Source organism: Mesorhizobium sp. B3-1-7 (assembly GCF_006439385.1).
GTDB lineage: Bacteria > Pseudomonadota > Alphaproteobacteria > Rhizobiales > Rhizobiaceae > Mesorhizobium.
Map to the genome: position 1 here is coordinate 13,469 of NZ_VFTL01000001.1, position 19,142 is coordinate 32,610.

Annotated in this window: 16 protein-coding genes and 1 tRNA gene; 15 read left to right on the forward strand and 2 right to left on the reverse strand. The window is 56.7% G+C overall.

What is annotated here, in order from left to right; all coding sequences use genetic code 11:
• The first annotated feature begins 6 nt into the window (after window positions 1-6).
• The 12 genes from hisD (at window position 7) to FJ417_RS00155 (ending at window position 11,177) form a co-directional block, all read left to right on the forward strand.
• On the forward strand, window positions 7-1,299 hold the full coding sequence (hisD, locus tag FJ417_RS00095; RefSeq protein WP_140782040.1) for a histidinol dehydrogenase: 1,293 nt from the start codon (window positions 7-9) through the stop codon (window positions 1,297-1,299).
• 2 nt (window positions 1,300-1,301) lie between these two features.
• Complete coding sequence (locus tag FJ417_RS00100; protein WP_140648026.1) at window positions 1,302-1,787, forward strand: UPF0262 family protein; 486 nt, start codon at window positions 1,302-1,304, stop codon at window positions 1,785-1,787.
• 157 nt (window positions 1,788-1,944) lie between these two features.
• On the forward strand, window positions 1,945-2,394 hold the full coding sequence (locus FJ417_RS00105) for a low molecular weight phosphatase family protein (RefSeq protein WP_281405808.1): 450 nt from the start codon (window positions 1,945-1,947) through the stop codon (window positions 2,392-2,394).
• A gap of 195 nt (window positions 2,395-2,589) precedes the next feature.
• Entirely contained in the window at window positions 2,590-2,808 is a 219-nt protein-coding gene (gene infA / locus FJ417_RS00110; protein WP_006200926.1) for a translation initiation factor IF-1, read from the forward strand.
• 127 nt (window positions 2,809-2,935) lie between these two features.
• Complete coding sequence (locus FJ417_RS00115) at window positions 2,936-3,562, forward strand: Maf-like protein (RefSeq protein ID WP_140782041.1); 627 nt, start codon at window positions 2,936-2,938, stop codon at window positions 3,560-3,562.
• Window positions 3,559-3,780 carry a DNA gyrase inhibitor YacG gene (yacG, locus tag FJ417_RS00120; RefSeq protein ID WP_140782042.1) on the forward strand — a complete coding sequence of 74 codons (222 nt, stop codon included), beginning with the start codon at window positions 3,559-3,561 and terminating at the stop codon, window positions 3,778-3,780. The genes FJ417_RS00115 and yacG overlap by 4 nt, the downstream gene beginning before the upstream one ends.
• Before the next feature lie 164 nt (window positions 3,781-3,944).
• A tRNA-Phe gene (locus FJ417_RS00125) sits at window positions 3,945-4,020 on the forward strand.
• Between the two features lie 86 nt (window positions 4,021-4,106).
• A complete protein-coding gene (locus FJ417_RS00130; RefSeq protein ID WP_140782043.1) occupies window positions 4,107-5,813 on the forward strand; it encodes a DUF6538 domain-containing protein in 1,707 nt (568 codons plus the stop codon).
• Between the two features lie 902 nt (window positions 5,814-6,715).
• Complete coding sequence (locus FJ417_RS00140; RefSeq protein WP_140782044.1) at window positions 6,716-7,606, forward strand: hypothetical protein; 891 nt, start codon at window positions 6,716-6,718, stop codon at window positions 7,604-7,606.
• A gap of 198 nt (window positions 7,607-7,804) precedes the next feature.
• Window positions 7,805-8,713, forward strand: coding sequence for a hypothetical protein (locus FJ417_RS00145; protein WP_140782045.1), 909 nt, complete (start codon window positions 7,805-7,807; stop codon window positions 8,711-8,713).
• Window positions 8,714-8,823: 110 nt separating this feature from the next.
• Window positions 8,824-10,455 (forward strand): DUF927 domain-containing protein, encoded by a 1,632-nt coding sequence (locus FJ417_RS00150; protein WP_140782046.1) that lies wholly within the window; start codon window positions 8,824-8,826, stop codon window positions 10,453-10,455.
• Between the two features lie 71 nt (window positions 10,456-10,526).
• Window positions 10,527-11,177, forward strand: coding sequence for a hypothetical protein (locus FJ417_RS00155; protein ID WP_140782047.1), 651 nt, complete (start codon window positions 10,527-10,529; stop codon window positions 11,175-11,177).
• Between the two features lie 94 nt (window positions 11,178-11,271).
• Here the strand turns inward: FJ417_RS00155 and FJ417_RS00160 are convergent, their stop codons facing one another.
• Window positions 11,272-12,072 (reverse strand): hypothetical protein, encoded by an 801-nt coding sequence (locus tag FJ417_RS00160; RefSeq protein ID WP_140782048.1) that lies wholly within the window; start codon window positions 12,070-12,072, stop codon window positions 11,272-11,274.
• Between the two features lie 189 nt (window positions 12,073-12,261).
• Here FJ417_RS00160 and FJ417_RS00165 point away from each other — a divergent pair, with 189 nt between their 5' ends.
• From FJ417_RS00165 to FJ417_RS00175, 3 genes are all read left to right on the forward strand, one after another.
• On the forward strand, window positions 12,262-12,978 hold the full coding sequence (locus FJ417_RS00165; protein WP_140782049.1) for a hypothetical protein: 717 nt from the start codon (window positions 12,262-12,264) through the stop codon (window positions 12,976-12,978).
• 82 nt (window positions 12,979-13,060) lie between these two features.
• Window positions 13,061-16,309: an N-6 DNA methylase gene (locus tag FJ417_RS00170; protein ID WP_210240635.1), complete on the forward strand. Its 3,249-nt coding sequence runs from the start codon at window positions 13,061-13,063 to the stop codon at window positions 16,307-16,309.
• A gap of 141 nt (window positions 16,310-16,450) precedes the next feature.
• Entirely contained in the window at window positions 16,451-17,212 is a 762-nt protein-coding gene (locus tag FJ417_RS00175) for a DUF4145 domain-containing protein (RefSeq protein ID WP_140782050.1), read from the forward strand.
• 145 nt (window positions 17,213-17,357) lie between these two features.
• On the opposite strand, the gene FJ417_RS00180 is transcribed toward FJ417_RS00175, so the two are convergent.
• Complete coding sequence (locus FJ417_RS00180) at window positions 17,358-18,998, reverse strand: AAA family ATPase (RefSeq protein ID WP_181182774.1); 1,641 nt, start codon at window positions 18,996-18,998, stop codon at window positions 17,358-17,360.
• Between the last annotated feature and the right edge of the window lie 144 nt (window positions 18,999-19,142).

Below are 19,142 nucleotides of genomic sequence, written 5' to 3' on the forward strand. Positions count from 1 at the left end.
AGCGCAATGGCGATTACGCTCCGACAGCAGGACGCCGATTTCGAGCAACGCTTTTCGGCCTTCCTCACCACCAAGCGCGAGGTGTCCGCCGACGTCGAGGCCGTGGTGCGCGGCATCATCGAGCGCGTGCGCGCCGAAGGCGACAAGGCGTTGATCGACTACACGCTGAAGTTCGACAAAGCCGATCTCAACGCGCTCGGCATCGCCGTCTCGAAGGACGACATCGCCAAGGCCTATGAGGCGGCCGATCCGGCGACCGTCGAGGCGCTCAAATTCGCGCGTGAGCGTATCCGTTCGCATCACGAGCGGCAGAAGCCCAAGGACGACCGCTATACGGATGCCGCCGGCGTCGAGCTCGGCTCGCGCTGGACGGCCATCGAAGCTGTCGGCCTTTACGTGCCGGGCGGCACGGCGAGCTATCCGAGCTCGGTGCTGATGAACGCCGTGCCGGCCAAGGTCGCCGGCGTCGAGCGCATCGTCATCGTCGTGCCGGCCTCGGGCGGCGTCATCAATCCGCTGGTGCTGGTGGCCGCCGACCTTGCCGGCGTTTCCGAGATCTACCGCGTCGGCGGCGCGCAGGCCGTTGCGGCACTTGCCTACGGCACCGAAACGATCGGGCCGGTCGCCAAGATCGTCGGTCCGGGCAATGCCTATGTCGCGGCAGCCAAGCGCCAGGTGTTCGGCACCGTCGGCATCGACATGATCGCCGGGCCGTCGGAAGTGCTGGTGGTGGCCGACGCCGACAACGATCCGGACTGGATCGCGGCCGACCTTCTGGCGCAGGCCGAGCACGACATATCGGCGCAGTCGATCCTGATCACCGACAACGCCGAATTCGGCAAGGCGGCGGAGCAGGCGGTCGAACGCCAGCTCAAGGTGCTGCCGCGCGCCGAGACAGCGGCCGCGAGCTGGCGCGACTTCGGCGCGGTGATCCTGGTGCCGACGCTGGAAGCCTCGCTGCCGCTGGTCGACAGGATCGCGGCCGAGCATGTCGAGCTCGCTTTCGACCATGCCGAGGGCTTCTTTTCCAGGATGCGCAACGCGGGCGCCGTGTTCATCGGCCGCCATACGCCGGAGGTCATCGGCGACTATGTCGGCGGCTCCAACCACGTTTTGCCGACGGCACGCTCGGCGCGTTTCTCGTCAGGTCTGTCCGTGCTCGATTTCGTCAAGCGCACCTCGATCCTGAAGCTCGGGCCGGATCAACTCAAGGCGCTGGCGCCCGCCGCGATCGCGCTTGCCAAGGCGGAAGGCCTCGATGCCCATGCCCGCTCCGTCGCGATCAGGTTGAACATGTAGCGATGTCCGGCCACGACCAAATCCGCGACAGGCTGATCGACGTCGAGCTCGACGAATCGATCGGACGTTCGACGCCCGACGTCGAGCACGAGCGGGCCGTGGCGATCTTCGACCTCATCGAGGAGAACAGGTTTCGGCCGATCAATGATGACGGCGCCGGTCCATACAGGCTGAAGCTTTCGCTGGCCGAGTCACGTCTGGTCTTCGCCGTCAGCCGTGAAAACGGCGCCGAGGTGGTCACCCACATCCTGTCGCTGACGCCGCTGAGGCGCATCGTCAAGGACTACTACCTGATCTGCGAAAGCTATTACGAGGCCATCCGCTCCTCGACGCCGAGCCACATCGAGGCGATCGACATGGGCCGGCGTGGCCTGCACAATGAGGGCTCGCAGACGCTGATGGACCGGCTCGCCGGCAAGATCGAGATCGACTTCGACACGGCGCGCCGGCTGTTCACGCTGGTCTGCGTGCTGCACTGGCGAGGCTAGATCAGGATGATGTTTCGTTGAAACACCGTCCTGATCCAGCTCTTTGTTGGAGCATGATCTTTTCCGAAAACCGGTTCCCACTTTTCGGGATCATGCTCTCTGGTTGGAGCATGATCTTTTCCAAAAACCGGTTCCCACTTTTTGGGACCATGCTTTAGTGGCCGCCCTGCCGCACTCGATCCTGTTCCTGTGCGGCATGAACGCCGTGCGCTCGCCGATCGCGGAACAGTTGGCGCGCCGCATGCTTCCGGCCACCACCTTCGTCGCTTCCGCCGGCGTGCGCGCCGGCGAGCGCGATCCATTCGTCGATGCGGTGCTCGCCGAAGAAGGCCTGTCGCTCGGCGAGCGCCAGCCCAGGACGCTGGAGGAGCTGGAAGACGACTATTTCGACCTGATCGTCACGCTGGCGCCGGAAGCGCATCATGCGGCCCTCGAGCTCACCCGATCGCTCGCCGTCGAGGTCGAGTACTGGCCGATGCCCGACCCGACCGACACCGGCGGCACGCGCGAGCACATCATGGCCGCCTATCGCGACGTGCGCGAGCGACTGAAAACCCGCATAAGTCGACGTTTTGCGGCACCGGGGGCTGAAAGCGCCCCGGATTAAGCTTGTTCACAAGCGGATGATTATCATATAGGTTCCGCGCAAATTCCGGTTGGAGTCGGGTGATTTCAGGTCTGTTCGACCTGAAATCACCCGACTCCAGATCAAGAGTAGAGCATGATGTCGTCCGAAAACCGCTTCACACTTTTCGGCATCGTGCTCTAGGCGCCGGAACGCCCATCCAAGCAAAGGTATCGAATGCCGAAGGAAGAAGTCCTCGAGTTTCCAGGTGTGGTCACCGAACTGCTGCCCAATGCGATGTTCCGCGTGAAGCTCGAAAACGAACACGAAATCATCGCCCACACGGCCGGCCGCATGCGCAAGAACCGCATCCGCGTGCTGACCGGCGACAAGGTCCTGGTCGAGATGACGCCTTACGACCTGACCAAGGGCCGCATCACCTACCGTTTCAAGTAACAGTCCGCGCGAAGCTAGAGCCGGATGATTTCAGGTCTGTTCGACCTGAAATCATCCGGCTCCAAATCAAAGAGTGGAGCATGATGTCGCCCGAAAACCGCTTCACACTTTTCGGCATCATGCTCACATGAGCATCCTGCAGAAGCTTGTGCTTGCCTCGGGTTCGCCGCGCCGCATCGAATTGCTGCAGCAGGCCGGCATCGAGCCGGACCGGGTGCTGCCCGCCGATGTCGACGAGACGCCATTGCGCGCCGAGCATCCGCGCTCGCTGGCCAAGCGCCTTTGCAAGGACAAGGCCGAGAAGGCGCTGGCCTCGCTGAAGAGCGAGGAGGACTATGCACCCGCCTTCATCCTCGCCGCCGACACGGTGGTGGCGGTCGGGCGGCGCATCCTGCCCAAGGCCGAGACGATCGACGACGCCATCAACTGCCTCGGCCTGCTTTCCGGCCGCTCGCACCGGGTCTATTCCGGCATCTGCCTGATCACGCCCGGCGGCAAGCTGCGCCAGCGGCTGGTGGAAACCAGGGTGCGCTTCAAGCGGCTGCCGCGCGAGGAGATCGACGCCTATGTCTTCTCGGGCGAATGGCGCGGCAAGGCCGGCGGCTATGCCGTGCAGGGCCTGGCCGGCTCGTTCGTCGTCAAGCTGGTCGGCTCCTACACCAATGTGGTCGGCCTGCCGCTCTACGAGAGCGTGGCCCTGCTTGCGGGCGAGGGCTTCAAGGCGCACCAGAACTGGCACGCTTCGCGCTCATGAGTCTGGACGACAAGGTCACGCCGCTGAGGCCGAGGCGGCCCTGCCCCGAATGCGGCAAACCCTCGGCGCGCGAACACTACCCGTTCTGCTCGGCGCGCTGCAAGGACATCGACCTCAATCGCTGGCTGAAGGGCGCCTATGTCATCCCCGTCCGCGACGGCGAAGAGGAAGAAGAGGACAGCCCGAAGCCGGGCCCGACGCCCAAGGACGAGCCGTGAGCGCAGCCGGCGACGGGCCGTTTCCCGGCGTTTTTTCTTTCCTGACGAAATCAACACCTAGGCGCTGGACAGGCAGGATTCCCGTGCTATAACCCACGCGCTTTCAAGGGGCGCCGCCGGCGCCTTCGCGAAACCCGGCGGGCGTATCCCTTTAGCCGGCACAGGCCCAGATAGCTCAGTTGGTAGAGCAGCGGACTGAAAATCCGCGTGTCGGTGGTTCGAATCCGCCTCTGGGCACCATCACCTTCTTAAGGTGTTGACGCAGCTGAAAAACTAGCAAAATTATATGCTTAGGCCTGCCCGACTGCTACACACGGGTGCTACACATGGTCCTTGCTATGAGCCGTCCTGTCAAACATCGTAAGACCGGGGTGTACTGGTTTCGAAAGCGCCTACCGGCGGACATAACCGCGCTCACGGGCCGAAAGGAAGTCAACAAGACGCTCGGGACGAAAGACCCTGAAGAAGCCAAGCGAAAATATGCAGAGGTGCTCGCGGAATTCGAAGCTGATTGCTCGCGAATTCGGCTCGGTTCCGCTGACTACCAACTGAGAAAGCAATCCACCGAGGGAAGCCCGTCCCCGACACGTCCCATCACCGACCGCGAGGCGCACTCCCTAGCCCAGACGGTTCACGATGAATGGCTTGCAAAGTTCTATGACAGTCCGAGCGAACAGTTGCACTGGCACCCCGACTTTTATGACGGCATGTGGACCGATTATCCCTTGCCTTCGACCGATCCAGTTCCGGGAGTGGAAGGGATCTCTGACCCGATCCCAGGAGCGATGCCGATCGAGAATATCTTTTGGAGGTCGATGAGGGCCGGATGCATTAGCAGGGCCAAAGACATACTTCTCGAGAATGATTTTCCCACCGATCCATGGAGCATCACGAGAACCGCGCGGGCGGTCGGCGCTGCTTTCCAACGAGCCAGCTTGACGCTGCAAAAGCTTGAACGCGGGGACTATGAATCAGAACCGCGGCCAGCCGATCGAGCTCATCGTTCGGCAGAATCTCGACTAGCGGACGCGACGAATGCAACGGCGAAATCTGATTCAGCCACGCTAATGGAGTTGGTCGAAGGGTGGTGGAAAGAGAACAAGGCCGCTGGCCGGAAGCCGAGCACCTATGACAGCTATCGAAATGCGTTTGCCTACTTTGTCGATTTCCTTGGCCACGATCACGCAATGAAAGTCACGGCCAAGGACGTTATTGGATTCAAAAATCATCGGCTGAGCACCCCCTCGCCTAAGACCGGCAAAATGGTTTCGGCGAAAACAGTCAAGGACAGCAATCTGTCCGCCTTGAAAGTTGTCTTTGATTGGGGAGTTGCAAACGGGCTTGTCACCCATAATCCGGCGGCAGGCGTGACCCTGAAGGTGGGAAGGACGGCCCGGCTTAGGTCGAAGGACCTTTCAGACGAAGAAGCCAAGGCCATACTTTCTGGGGCCTCAGCTCATGAGCAAGGTCACGAAAACTGGAAGACTTTCCAAGCCAAGCGGTGGATTCCATGGCTTTGCGCCTTTACCGGAGCCCGAGTTGGCGAGCTTGCCCAGTTGCGAAAACAGGACGTGTTCCAACGTGACGGCATTTGGATAATCCACATCACTCCCGAGGCTGGAACGGTCAAGACGAATGAAGCCCGGAATGTGCCTCTCCATCAACAAATCATCGACCTCGGGTTTCCTGCCTTTGTGCAGGAATCTGGCGATGGCCACTTGTTCTTGAATGTCGATCCAGCCGAAGACAGTCGAGGCGCGCGGCGAGGTCTAAAGAACCGCCTAGCCGAGTTCGGTCGTAGCTTCGTTCCCGACCCGAGGGTAGCTCCTAACCACGGCTGGAGACATCGCTTCAAAACAATCGGAATGGAAGTTGGAGTTCCACCACGAATCCTTGACGCAATTCAGGGGCAGGCACCTAGGACGGTGGCCGAAACCTACGGCGAGGTCACTCTCAAGACAATGGCGGCCGCGATTGCAAAGCTGCCCCGCTATTCGCTGGCGGCTACTATTCGCAGCCCATCTTCCACTTGAAATGGCAATCGTCTCGGTGGTTTCCGGAGTGCCAGTCCGGTGCTTGGCGATTGCCTGAAGCTTGCTAAGTCGGACCGTCCGCTGCCCATTCTTTTGGATCTTTCCGGCCGATTGCCAAGCTGGTTCTCCAGGGCCGTCATAGACAATCTCAGCAAACTCTGGCGAGATCACGCGTAGGACTACAAGGCGAGTACAGGTTCCATACAGGGCTACCGATTTGCCTCCTGTCATTTTGATCTGGACATCACCGTTCAAATCGAATGCGTCATGTCCCGGATGCGAACCCGGATATAAAGTGAGGCCGAGCGCTTCTGCGGCCACGACCTCTCCTATGGACCCTACCAGATGCCCATCAGGAGTGAATTTGCGACCGGGATAGCGGGCTTCCAACAGCTCAACGGCTCGGTAAATAGCTGCGACAGGCTCAGGTAGTCTAACTCGCATCTCAAACCTCTATCGAAACCGCAGCCACGAACGTGCAGGGCGGAAAAATATTTTTGCTTATCTCTTGCAAGATACACAGGACACTCACTAAATCCTGCTACAAAGAAGAAGCCCAAAAGCCTGCCAATCAGATAACGAGCTGCGGCCTCCGATAACGGCCCGCCGCAGTCCCAAGGGGGAACGGCCCCACCGCAATCGCGGGCCATCTGATCAAACCCACGACCGAAACCCGGGAGTGGCGTTGGTCAGTGGCTTTTGGCCAGTTGCCTTCGCTGCTCTCATAGCGAGAGCCACTTTATGAAAAATCTCAGAACTCAGTCGTATCCAACGTCTCTCAATTGGACCACGTTCATTGGCAGTCGCGCTATCTATTGCCGACCTGCCTGTCGTGTCGCCGGTCTGCGAGCCTTCGCCCATGTCGGTATGCATTCGAGCATATCTGATCGCGGAGGCGCAAAATGAGGATAATCTCCAACCATGCAGCAGAGGATCAGAATCCTCGCGTAACGCGAAGTTCAACGGACGGTTCTCAGCACTCAACGTCTGATCACAAGATTCCAACGGCCGATTTTGTGAAAAGCGATCCTATCGGCGCGCTGATTCTGTGTAAGGAGGCCTGGATTTCATTCCAGAAGACCACCAAGGAAGTAGACATCGAGCTCTGTCAAGCTTGCTTTGTTGCAATGGACGAATTTTGTCGCGATGATTTAAAATGGAAGAATTTCGTCAAGCATATCAACGAGTCTAAGCTGGTAAAGCGAAAAATTAACCCGAAGAAGTCGTCCGACTATAGGAACACGATTGTCGCCCAGTTTGTTTTTGGGTTCAGAAAAAGCCGCGACCGAGCCTACAAGATAGCCCGTGTTCTGGACTTCGTGCGCCTGCGAACGAATGACCCAGAGGTTCTAAGGTCCAGAATTGAAAAGGCTGGCGGCATCGAAAGCCTCTACAAGGAAGCCGTCGAAACGCTTCCGTACCTCGGAAAAGACCGCGAAACCAAGCAGAAGATGCGGTCCGCCTATGCGACCAAAGACCACAAAACGCTGGCTGCGCTGGTTGGCAAGGGGTCTACCATTTCCGATGAGTTGGATAGCGGCGAGAGCGGCGAGCCCGACGAAGGTGAACCTTCCGATATGGAGACTTCAGCGACGACGTCGCCGGTGATCGAAGAGTTTTCCATCGAGGTCACAGAGAAGCAATTCACGAAGCTGATCTCCATGGGTCGGGGCGACAAGCGACATCTCACAATTGAGTGCATCGGTGAGCTTGGTGACGGCTGGAAACGCTTCAAGCTAATTGAGACGGAGCCGGTCGAACTCGCGAGCATCGATGACGAGATTCCCTTCTGACCTCGAAGTAGAGGGCGGATTGAGAGGCTTGTAGCTCCTGCGTAAAGCCCGATTGAGGGCTGCGACTGCCTGCAAGGTCGAAGACGCCCTTACACGGAAACTTCAGACTGCCGGTTCCGAAAGGTGCCTGCAGTCTGGGTTCAGGATCTTACCTTACCTGCGCTGTTCCACCGAACAATCTGACTGGGCATTGGGCAAATGAAGCTCTCCAAGTTCATCTACGACCACGAATTTGATATCCGCGATCGGCTCAAGGCCATTGTGAAGGAGGCCAAGGCTGCGGCAGAAGAGACCGGGCGTCGTCACAAGGGCAAGGCATCTTTCGTCAGGTTTTCCATTAGCGGGTTGGCGAGAAGGCAGGCCAAGGCCGTCCATGACGTCGGGGCCGCTGGTCTCGACGTTCGCACCTACAAGTCTGCTATCCATGACGGCTTCGACAGCCTCAGCCGGGGACCGGCGAAAAGTGCCGCCTGCGTCTACGAGCGCTTCCGCGCCCGATTGACGATGCTGGCGAAGATCGCACCGTTGTTCGCCGACGGCGAGAACGTGCACACCGTCGCGCTGGCTAAGATACGCCACCGGCTGCCAGTGGGATCACTTCACCATTTTCGGCCGACGGCCGCCCTGAGGATGGTCAAAATGATCCATCGGGAGCTGCGACGGCGCGGCATCGCATCCAAGGTCTTCGGGGTTGTGGAAGTGTCGTTGATCGAAGAGGACGGTGCACGGCTCTACGAGCCGCACGTCCACATGATCATCATCGGGCCGACGCGTGAGGAGCTATCGGCGGTGGTCCCCGGTAGCCCTCGCTACGACTCTCAAATTGACACGGTTTACCACGCCGGGGGCTCTGGCTTGTACTTCACCAAGTTCGAGGCCGAGGAACGGGTCGGTTACGAGGATAGGCGCGGTAAGCAAAATCGGCAGCGCAACAGGATGCAAGCATCTGAGCGCGCTGAGTGGCTTGACTGGCACGCGCGCCACGGCATGGCCGAACTCATGATCCTAGCAGGCTTTCAGCCCGGTTTGATGCGGCAGTTCATGAGCGCCGATTTGCGCGAGCTGGTTCGCGAATTCCTCGGAATACGACGTCGGGAGCATGGTTGATGCCTTCAAGGGGCATGTTGGAGGTGAACCCTTCATAACTGCAACTGGTGACGAGTGATACCGAACGCCAATTTCGGCGAGCGCACAACTTAGGTGGGAAAGGTGGGAAGGTGGGAAATCCGAAAAGAGAGATGCCAGCAGACGGGGAAAAAGTCAGAACTGAACAGTTAGCAAATGATCCGCGCGTTCTCGACAAGGTGCAGGATCAAGAGGGCCAGATTCACTATCGCTACGGGACGGACAGGGTCGCGTTGTGGTTCTCGGCCGACGATGTGCTCAATAACCCGAAGAAGGTGTTCGGCGCTCTGGTGAAGCGCGGATTCGGCTTTCACTCGCGCAAGCCCCAAGATGCTCTGTTGGCCGCGTTGGATGAGTATACGAGCATTCGCGAAGCCCTCGTCGCCAGCAGGCCGGGCTGGGTGAATGACGCCATTTATGTGTTCGGCGACGGCACGCTTGTGCGAGAAGATGGGCTCGACAGCGAAATCCTGATCACCTTTGAACTTGACGGCCGGTTTACGCCGGTTGGGGAAATCACGGCATGGAAGGCCGGTGTCGAGAAGATAGTTGGTGGCGAACCACTGGCGACCTTCTTGCTGAGCTACGCTTTTGTTGGCCCGCTGCTGCGTTTCGCCCCAGCTTACATCGTCAACCCTTCTGTCGAGCTGGTGGGGCCAGCCGAGTGCGGCAAAACCACGTTCGCGATCCTGGCGGCGAGTGTCTACGCGGGAGACCCGAACAGCGAAGTAGGAGGTGGCGATACTTGGAACTTCAGCGAAATGTCGTTCGACGAACTTCGAAGCCCACGCCGCGACTCGTTGCTTTTCCTTGATGAGCAGAATGCTATGGACATGGCGCTCAAGGCGTCCGGCAAACTGGCGTTCAAACAGTCATCGTCTTCGGGCCGACGCAGGCCGGGGGAGAGTCCGGACAAGGGGGTCAGGCTAGCCCTACTCTCAACAGCAAACGAGGCTTCGAGGGACGCGATGCAAGGTGCAGCTGATAGCGTTGCCGCAGCGGGCAGCCGTACATGCACCATCAAGTTTGAGGGCCCGATCATGACGGTATGTCCCGAGGGGTATTCTGAACCGCAGGAGGCCATGAACGATCTGAGAGAGTTCTGCGATCAAGAATATGCCACAGCGGGACGCAAGTTTGTCGCGGGCGTGGCGAAACACGTCAAGGAACACGGAGCGGACGCCCTTCGTGAACAAATCAGGCTGTTCATCGACGAATTTCGGTCCTGGATTCCATCCAAGAAGGCACCGGCCCGAGTCGTCAACACCTTTGCTCTGACCTATGCTGCAGGTCGGCTCGCCCGCAAATGGGGAACGCTTCCTGCATTCGAGCAGCCCGTTGCCAAGGCCGTACAAACTATCTTCGATCTGGCCAGCTCAACGACGGTCACGCCCGAACCGAAGGACATCAATTGGGCGTTGAAGCGCACTCGCTCAGTGCTCGACAAGAACACGGATGGGATAAAAGACTTGAGCGAAGGCGGCGGTCTTCTTTTGTGGGGGCCGCCATTTGCCTACTGCAAGACGGTCCGGAAAATCGCGACTTACTATGTCCCCACAAAGAACTTGAAGCGGGCATTGGGCCCGGACTGCCAGCTAGTTCTTCAGCGACTCAAAGCTGGCGGCAAGCTCAAGTCCGAAGGGGGCAAAAAACCGAAACTCTCGATCAAAGCGCCCACGTTTGTGCCGTTGGATGGCGAAAGAGTCTATTGCATCACGCTGTGAGGAGGAATCTCGGGAGCAGCCATTGAGTCGTATAATCTTACGTTTGGCCAAAGATGCAGGAGAGCATAGAGATGGAGAATGACCGTAAAAGTTTGCCCGTGGCCTTTTCGAACTCTGTGGCGAGCGAGCGGTTAGTTGACGTGGCAGCCACAACTGCCGACATAGGTTTGGATGCCGCGATCACCTCGAGCGCGCTGGACGGAGTTCCTTTTTTTGGTGCGTTCACCGGCATTGTTCGCGCCGGGATTGCCATTCGCGATTACTTATTCCTGAAAAAAGTGGCCGCCTTTCTTGAGACGTTCGAAAAGACACCTCTGGCAGACCGAAAGGCCTTCATCGCCGACTTAGACAAAAAAAGGAAAAACGCGGAGTTTGGCGAACAAATTCTCTTTCTCATCGATCGCATGGAGGATATCGAGAAGCCAGTCATCGTTGCTCGTTTGATCTCCGCGGCCGCCACAGGCAAATTGCCCCTCAGTAAAGCGCTCCGCGTCTCGAAGATCGTTGATCGGGCGTTCGTGGAAGACCTCAAGACGCTGCCTCAATTTCAAGCCGGTTCCCCAACCAACCGGCTTATAGCTGATGCATTGTTTTCGGTCGGTCTGCTTACGGGAGATGGGCTCGCGTTTTTTGAAGGTGATACGACGGCGAGAAGTGGCACTACGTACCACCTAAACGCCTACGGGCAAATTCTTGTCGAATACGGACTCGCTCAGGATTGAGCATGGTCTCGCAGGTGTGAACACCGGGATCCTTCGGCCACCTAGCCATTTGACGGCCCAAATCGGCCCCATCAATGTGCAGAGCTGGCTGGCTTCAACGCTTGAGCGTGTCCAATACAAAGTCATTAGGCCGAGCCAAGAAAGGAATTGCGGCTACCGTAGACTTACCTTCCAATACCTGACCGAAAGCATCAGCCTGTGCGATTTGCTCACCATCACACGCATCACGAGGAAGCACCGTTCTGCAATCGAAGAATGTGCTTGTGACCTCGCCTTGACCCGCTACTTTGGTCGAGCCGGTTGCGACGAGATCATCGTTGAGGGCGATGTTGATCTCCGCCCGCCAGAGCCGTTTGTCTGTGGAAAGAAATACGCCTGCTCTCCCGCACAACCCTACGAATGCAATGCCGTAATCAATTTCAACCGGACGACGCCCGCGTTCACAGAGGCGACCTAGGGCATGTGCGGAAGCATATGCCGTCACAACCCCGACGTTGAAATCAAGGCCGGTACGGCCAACTTTGAAATAATGGCACTGGGCGGTAACGCCCTCCTCCCGACCTGTCATTGCCTCCATCGGGTGACCGTCGGCGACAAGCGTTGTGAACATAAGTTCGCAAGACCTTTTGCCGTCAAATCGAACGATATCGACAAAGGCTCCCCTGTCATGATCGGGTACGGCCCTTAGGCGGGCAGCTACGGCCTGGAGGCAGGCCACGCGTTTGACCGGCGAGGTGTCGGCATCTAGACGACCAATTATCCATTTTGCGGCTGGCCAAAACTCTCTTTCGTTCCCATTGGAGATCGCCGACGCACCTATCAATTCGCGGCGCTTTACTTCTCGGCCAACTTGCCGAGCGAAAATGCGGCCTTCCGTTGTGATGGATTTGGACATCAGGGTTCTTGGGCATTCACAGGCAAGCGTTTTGGGAGAGATGTGAAGACGTTCGACCGTATTCCTTGATAGCAGCTTTGAGAAAAGTCGTCGCTAACGCTGAAGGTTTAAACAGACGCTAATGTACTCAGCCATTGTGGATTCTTCATCCGTTCTCTATCTGTCAGGCTGCATAGTGGGGGGTGAACGATGTCGGAACGCATCGACTATGAGGGCTTGCCGGACGATCCTGAACTGGCGTTCGTCAGGCTAGTTGATTTTTTCGACCAGAAGCTGAAAGAAGCTGTACGAGGCAGCGACGACGACGATACCAGACTTCACCTCATAGAGCATATGAACAGCATCTTGGGAGCCGCCACGGCGCTGCATATTCATGCGCTGGGCTCCTTTAGGTTGCCTGATTGGGAGTCAACTTACAACGTCCATCGCGACTTCGATCTAGCGGTTAAAAGCGTGGTTCTCCAGATCCAAATCCAAAAGGCCCGGGTCACCAAGTTATATTCGGTGAACTTGAATACAGCGGATAAGGAGCGCATCCACCATCTAGTTCGCCAAATACGAGAAACCCTTGAGGCCGCTGACCTCGATAGCCGTAAGAAGAACTCCCTTTTTGCAAAGCTGAACGCGTTCGAAGCTGACGTGGACCGGGCTAGAACCCGATTTGAGAATGCGATGCTCGCCTTTGTCGATTTGGCTCATGTAGTGCACAAAGGCACGGAAACTCTCAAGCCTATTACCGACCTCGTGAAGCGCATCAATGAGCTTCTCGGAGCCGCCAAAAGCGATGAACCAGAGCCCCCAAAAATCCCCTCGCCAGAGGATATCAAGCGCGTCGAGCCGCCCAAGAGGCAAATCGAAGACTTCAGTCGCAGAGGCGGGGGGCTCGACGATGAAATCCCGTTTTAATCGTTCGGCCGCCTTGTGCTCAGGATAGCTTCGCGCCAGCGTCTCATGTTACGGCTGCCACGTCAAAATTCCGAGGTTGCCCGTGCTCGAAAGTCTCTTCGACCCCGCTCAGACCGAACAACTTTATCACGACCTGCGAAGGGCCAACTCCGAGGCGGCGAAGAAAGAGCGGTTCCTCACATACGTCACGACCGTGTTCAGACGGGACGAAAAGATTCAGAGCTTCATCCGCGAAATTGCGCTCGGGGCAGAGACCTCGGTCGCAAATATCATTAGAGATGGCCGCTCCGCTCGAGGTCGGGCGGACAGCCAGACAGATGCCGTCATCATTGAGTGGGAACGGGACCTTACAAGAACCGGAGATCACGCTCGCGAACAGCTGAAAGAATATCTGGAAGGCAACTGGAGATCCGGTCAGGAATATAAGTTTACGCTCCTGGCGACCGATGGAATTCGCTGGCGACGCTACGCACCTGACTGGTCCCACGTCGAAGTGGACGAGTTAATGGGGCGCGGTTTTGAGCTACGCGAGGTTCAGAGCTTCGATCTGTCGCCCAACAACTTCGCGGAGTTTCCGTTCTTTCTAGATGAAGTGCTATTCGCAGACGAGCGGAAGATTGCGACACTCGAAAACATTCGAGCAAATTTTGGAGACACCTCCCGTGCGTTCATCAACTCGATCACAGCGCTAAATCGATGTTTGCCCGCTCTGGAGCGACAAAGCGAACTCACTGTAGCTTTTGAACAGTGGAATCGCTTTCTGTCGATAGCGTACGGGCAGTTCGATAATTCGCCGAAGCTCTTCCTCGTTCACACTTACCTTTCGGTCTTTGCGAAATTCATCGCATACTCGGTAATAACGAAAGAAACTGCAACCGACGACACCACGATCCGAGACGTACTTTCAGGCCGAATTTTCGATCGGCTCAACGTGGAACGATTTGTAGAGGACGACTTCTTTCATTGGGTGGCATCAGACGAGTTCCTTTCAGAGCTCCGACCCATGTTCCGCGAAATTGGTGGTCAGATCGATTCATACGATTTCACGGAAGTTCAAGAGGACATTCTCAAGGGTGTATATCAGGAACTAATTGATCTGGAGACCCGTCACGCACTAGGCGAATACTATACTCCCGATTGGCTGTGCGAACGAGTTATGGAGGAACTCCCCCTTGAACGCACATCGTCCATACTCGACCCCGCGTGTGGCAGCGGCTCGTTTCTACGAGCTGGAATCGCTCGGCTGCGAGAACAATTCCCCGATCTCGGCGCTGAGAAGCTGGCCGAGCAGGTGGTTGGCATAGACATTCACCCGCTATCAGTCCTCATTGCGAAGACCACTGTCCTTCTCGCATTGGGAGAAACAGTGCGCCGGGCTCGTCGCCCCGTCACCCTCCATATTTACCTCGCGAACAGCCTCCTGGTCCCCCGCGGCACTGCTGATCTGTTCGAGTCTACCTTTCAAATGACGGTCGATAATGGTTCATACGCGATAGACACTCGCGGGGTCTCCGCTCCCGAAGCATTCGATGCGTTGGTTACCTTTTGCGACGAGCTGGTCGATCGGTACAGCGAGTTGCTGACGCGAGATAGGTTCCTTCATCTGGGAACTTCGATATTCGACGACTCTCAGTCGCCGGATCTTCCAAGTCAGCTTTATGACTTATACCGAGCCATGTGGATTGCAAACAGCGAAGGGCGTGACAGCATCTGGAAATTTATTCTTCAAAATTCGTACAAGCCGATCTTTCTCATGGGTCGGTTTGATTTCATTGTCGGTAACCCGCCGTGGCTGACCTATGCAGGAGTGTCCAATGGCGACTACCAGAACCTGCTGAGAACACTGTCTGACCACTACCGGGTAACTCCCGAGAACAAGGCCAATTTCCCTCACCTTGAAATTGCAGCTATATTCCTCGCTCACTCAGTCAATTACTTTATGAAGCGGAGTGGACGCCTAGCCTTCGTGTTGCCACGGAGCTTCATGTCGGCCGACCAACATGACGCGACAAGGGCCGGAAATGTTGCTGGTCTGCGGCTTTATTCGATTTGGGATTTGAACGATGTCGCCCCTCTTTTTCGGGTGCCCTGCTGCGTGATGTTCGCGCAACACGGCAGGCAGAATAAAGGCGAGAATGCTTTGCCTGAGCACGGCATTGACGGATATGCCGTCGCGGGTCGCCTGAGACGCGCACAGGTCCATTTGTCAGAAGCGCGCGCCAATCTAACTTGGGAGAGGAAGCGTTGGTTCTATTCGCGGCTGCAATCGACGAAGAAGCGGTCAAAATCGGCCATCACCACCAACGCTGGAGAGGCTCTCATTGGAACGAACGCATACACTTCCAGTTTCACGCAAGGCGCAACGATCGTTCCGCGAAATTTCTTCTTTGTCGATATCGATCAGCACATTGATGACGGTGAGGATCTATCAGACCGTGTTTTAGCTCTGAGAACATCCAACGCAGCCGATCGTGAGGCAAAGAAGCCTTGGAAGGGATTGAAAATACACGAGCGAGCCGAAAGCGCCCTATTTTTCCGCACCGCGATATCGCGAAACATACTTCCGTTCACGCTCATAGCTCCGCCGCTCGTGTTGCTCCCGGTAGCCCAAGTCGGAAACAAATTCGAGGTGCTCGACGCAGATTCCCTGATGGCAAAGGGATACCGATTCGCCAGCGCGTGGTTCAGGCAAGCCGAGGAACTTTGGGCGTCAAAGCGCACTGAGCGCAACAGCGATACCCCGCTAGAAAGCTATCTAGATTGGCAATCCAAGCTTACCAGCCAGAACCCAGAGGCTCGATTTCTGGTGCTATATACCTCATCCGCATCCGACGCGTCGGCCGTCGTGATCGATCGTCAGACTTTCGACCATCCTTTCATCGTTGATCATAAGGCGTATTGGTGCGAGGTGAGGTCGAAGAAGGAAGGCTTCTATCTCACGTCGTTTATCAATTCGGGTTACGCGAACGAAGCCATCAAGCAGTTTCAATCACGGGGGCTTTTTGGCCCCCGGGACATTCACAAGACTATCGTCAAAGTCCCATTTCCTCGCTTCAAACCTAGCGATCCAGACCACGAAGAGATCGCCCGACTTGGGGAGGTCTGCGCCATTCGTTCCGAGCGCATTGCTATGGAGGAAACACATACCGACCTCGAACCCAGAATCCTTGGCCGTCTTCGGTCCAAGATTCGACGCGAACTAGCCGCGGAATTGGACGCGATAGACCTACTTGTCGAAAAACTGTCACGCAACCGCAGCGGAGCCAAGAGCAGCGACAAGGCCGTCAAGACGTCACGAAGGCGCAAAAGCACCAGTGGACTTTTCGATTAATAGCTACCACCCTCGAAGACTCTGCCTGACGCTGCTTGTGGAATCTGGTGAAAAGTTCCGTCGGTAGTGCAAGCTCGATTTCCGAAACAATAGGATGTCGGATCGGTGCTGAGAACAGCGAAATTGCGCATAGGAAGTTGAATGGCTGAGTTGAAAGATCTATGGCCGCGGTCCTTCTCGGCTTTTCCCGCTTTCCGCTGCCCAAATTGTGGCTCAGGGATCTTGCAGGCCGATAAAACAAAAACTGTTACCAAGCCAACTGCCAATAGCCGTGCCGATCTGGAGGCGATACGGCCTGCCTATGAAGCAGTATTGGACATCCGCCGGTTCGTCTCAATTTTGGAATGCAACCGCAGCAGCTGCAAGGAATCGGTGGTTGTGTGCGGTGAGACTTTCGAAGAGCCGTACCAAGATCAAGAAGGCACTTGGGACAGCATCACTATGTATGAGCCCAATATGATGTTCCCCGGCCCACCTCTAGCGACAATTCCGCCGGAGACACCTGATCCGGTCGTAGAGGCCCTCAAGCAAAGCTTTAGTCTATTTTGGCACGATCTCGGTGCCACGGCCAACAAGCTTCGAGTTGCAGCCGAGCGCATTCTCACTAATCAGGGAGTTAAGCAGTACAACCGGACCGGCAAGCGAGTCCCTCTTACCTTTGCAAGACGCATCGAGATCTATTCACAAAGGAGCGCCGAGCACCGTGACGTGCTCACCGCACTTCGCTGGATTGGTAACCATGGTAGCCATTCCGGAGCCGTAGACCGAGATGACGTGTTGACGGCATTTGAGTTGATGCAGGTCGCGTTGCAAGACCTTTACGGGAAGGACTATCGTAAGGAACTGGCCAGAAAGAGCAAGGAGATCGCAGCGAGGCGAGGTCGCCCTCGACGGAAACCTTGAGGCGGGCGAAGGTTAAATCTTCGGCGCGCCGGTTTGGGCGCGAATGATGAACCGGGCCTGTTACATCGAGGTTAGATTTTGGCTCGATTGCGGCGTAAGGATGCCAAGCGCATCTCGACGTTATCCCTCTTGAAACGCGTCTTAACTAGCTGTCGACTCCCGCGTCAGGAACCGACGGAAGCTTCTTCCTGATCTCCGACAACAAGGCCTGCATGAACTGCGGGATTCGGTGCTGCTGGGCAAGAGACTCCGCGACGAACCGGGCGACCAAAGGTTTGTTGCGGTCGCCTGAGATTCCGAGTTCAGACCGGGCCTTCGCCTCCAACTCGTCGTATAGACCTACCTGGATTGTCTCCAAGTGAGTCCGGCATTGCTTTTCCCAATTGCCTTCGAGAATTGCGTATCCTTCTTTCACGCAGGCCAGAGGTTCGTCCACCTCGGTGATATTGAGTAAGCGACACAATGAGCGGTTTGCCGCTTTTTCGGAGGCATTCCCTGCATCATTGTCGAAGACAATGTAGGTTCGGATCCCATGACACTCATATAGCTGTGCAAGCGTGTCGATAGCCGTCTTACCTCCGGCGGACACGATGGAGATTCCGTGCTCGTCAAAATCCATGGAGCAGCTGCGAGCGAGAATTGGAATAGCCTCCCGTTCGGAAGGGCCCTCTACGACTACCACTGCTCTCGCGAAGAAGGCTTCCGTCATCTCTGCCGTTCGCACGTTCTTGAGGAAGGCGCGCATAGATGACAAAGTGATTGGCCGGGTTGGATGGAGCTTCTGCCGGGCAGAAAGCAAGCTCTCACTCGACGCCGTCTTAACCTGTGTACAGACTTCCCCCTCCTCGTCATCGTCCCTCTCCACGAGAACGATCCGGTCGCTCCGGGCAACGTCGAGAAAATGGGCGCTGTGCGTCGAGATGAAGATTTGGTTGCCCGCTGTGACCAATTCCTCAAACTGCTTCATCAGGCTACGCTGCGCGTGTGGATGCAAATACAATTCGGGCTCTTCGATGCCGAGTACAGAATCCCCCTTGAACGATTTGGCAAAAGCTTGAAAGAGAGCGAGTACGAGAACGTTCCTAATGCCTGAGCCCACCTCCAGAGGATTCCTCGGGACCCCGCGCTCGATCAGGGTCGGGAATAAACTCCGATAAAGGTTCGTCTCCTCCATCGTCCGGAACTCAAAGGCGACGTCGTAGCGCGCCGTTCGCAGTTGAGCTGCAAAAGCGTCTTTCAACTCCTTCTCAAACGCTTTGTACTGATCCGTTTGTAAGAGTTCATGAGCGACCTTCAGGGCTTCCCTGAGCTTGGCCAGCTGCTCACCATTCTGCTTCAATGTCGCATGCAGATGCCGGAGTGCTTGACCGAAGATCGACCACCGTGAGTTGGAAAACTGTCGGTCGTAATTCCGACCCGCGTCGACGTAGGCGAACGCAAGCTCCTCTCGCATAGTGTTGTTAAAGCCCCGAATTCCATAGCCGCGATTATCAATTGCGATAAGAGTGTACTGGGCCTTCGATGTGTCGAAATCAATCGAGGAGACATTTGGATGCTCAAGCGTCAGTCGTATATGAATCTCATTATCCCGGTCGCGGCCATAGTAGTCAGAGTCATCCAAGTTCCCCGGCATAGGCCACCTCTCGCCAAGCAGGAAGTTGATCGCGCTCAGGATATTCGTCTTCCCTGCGTTGTTAGCTCCGACAAGTATGCAAATATCCTGCGGGTAGAAGTCGATGTGCTTTATCGATCTCCAGTTCGCGATCTGAACACGGGAAATTTTCAATGAATTCACCCCACGCCGCAGTCTGGTTCCGGGACGCTTTAAGAAAAGCGAGCCCCCCCAGAACTCAATTGATTCCGGACGGCCTACCTGAGCATTAAGCACGGTCGAGTCCTTGAGACGAGGCGATCGACCTTTGCGCTGCTA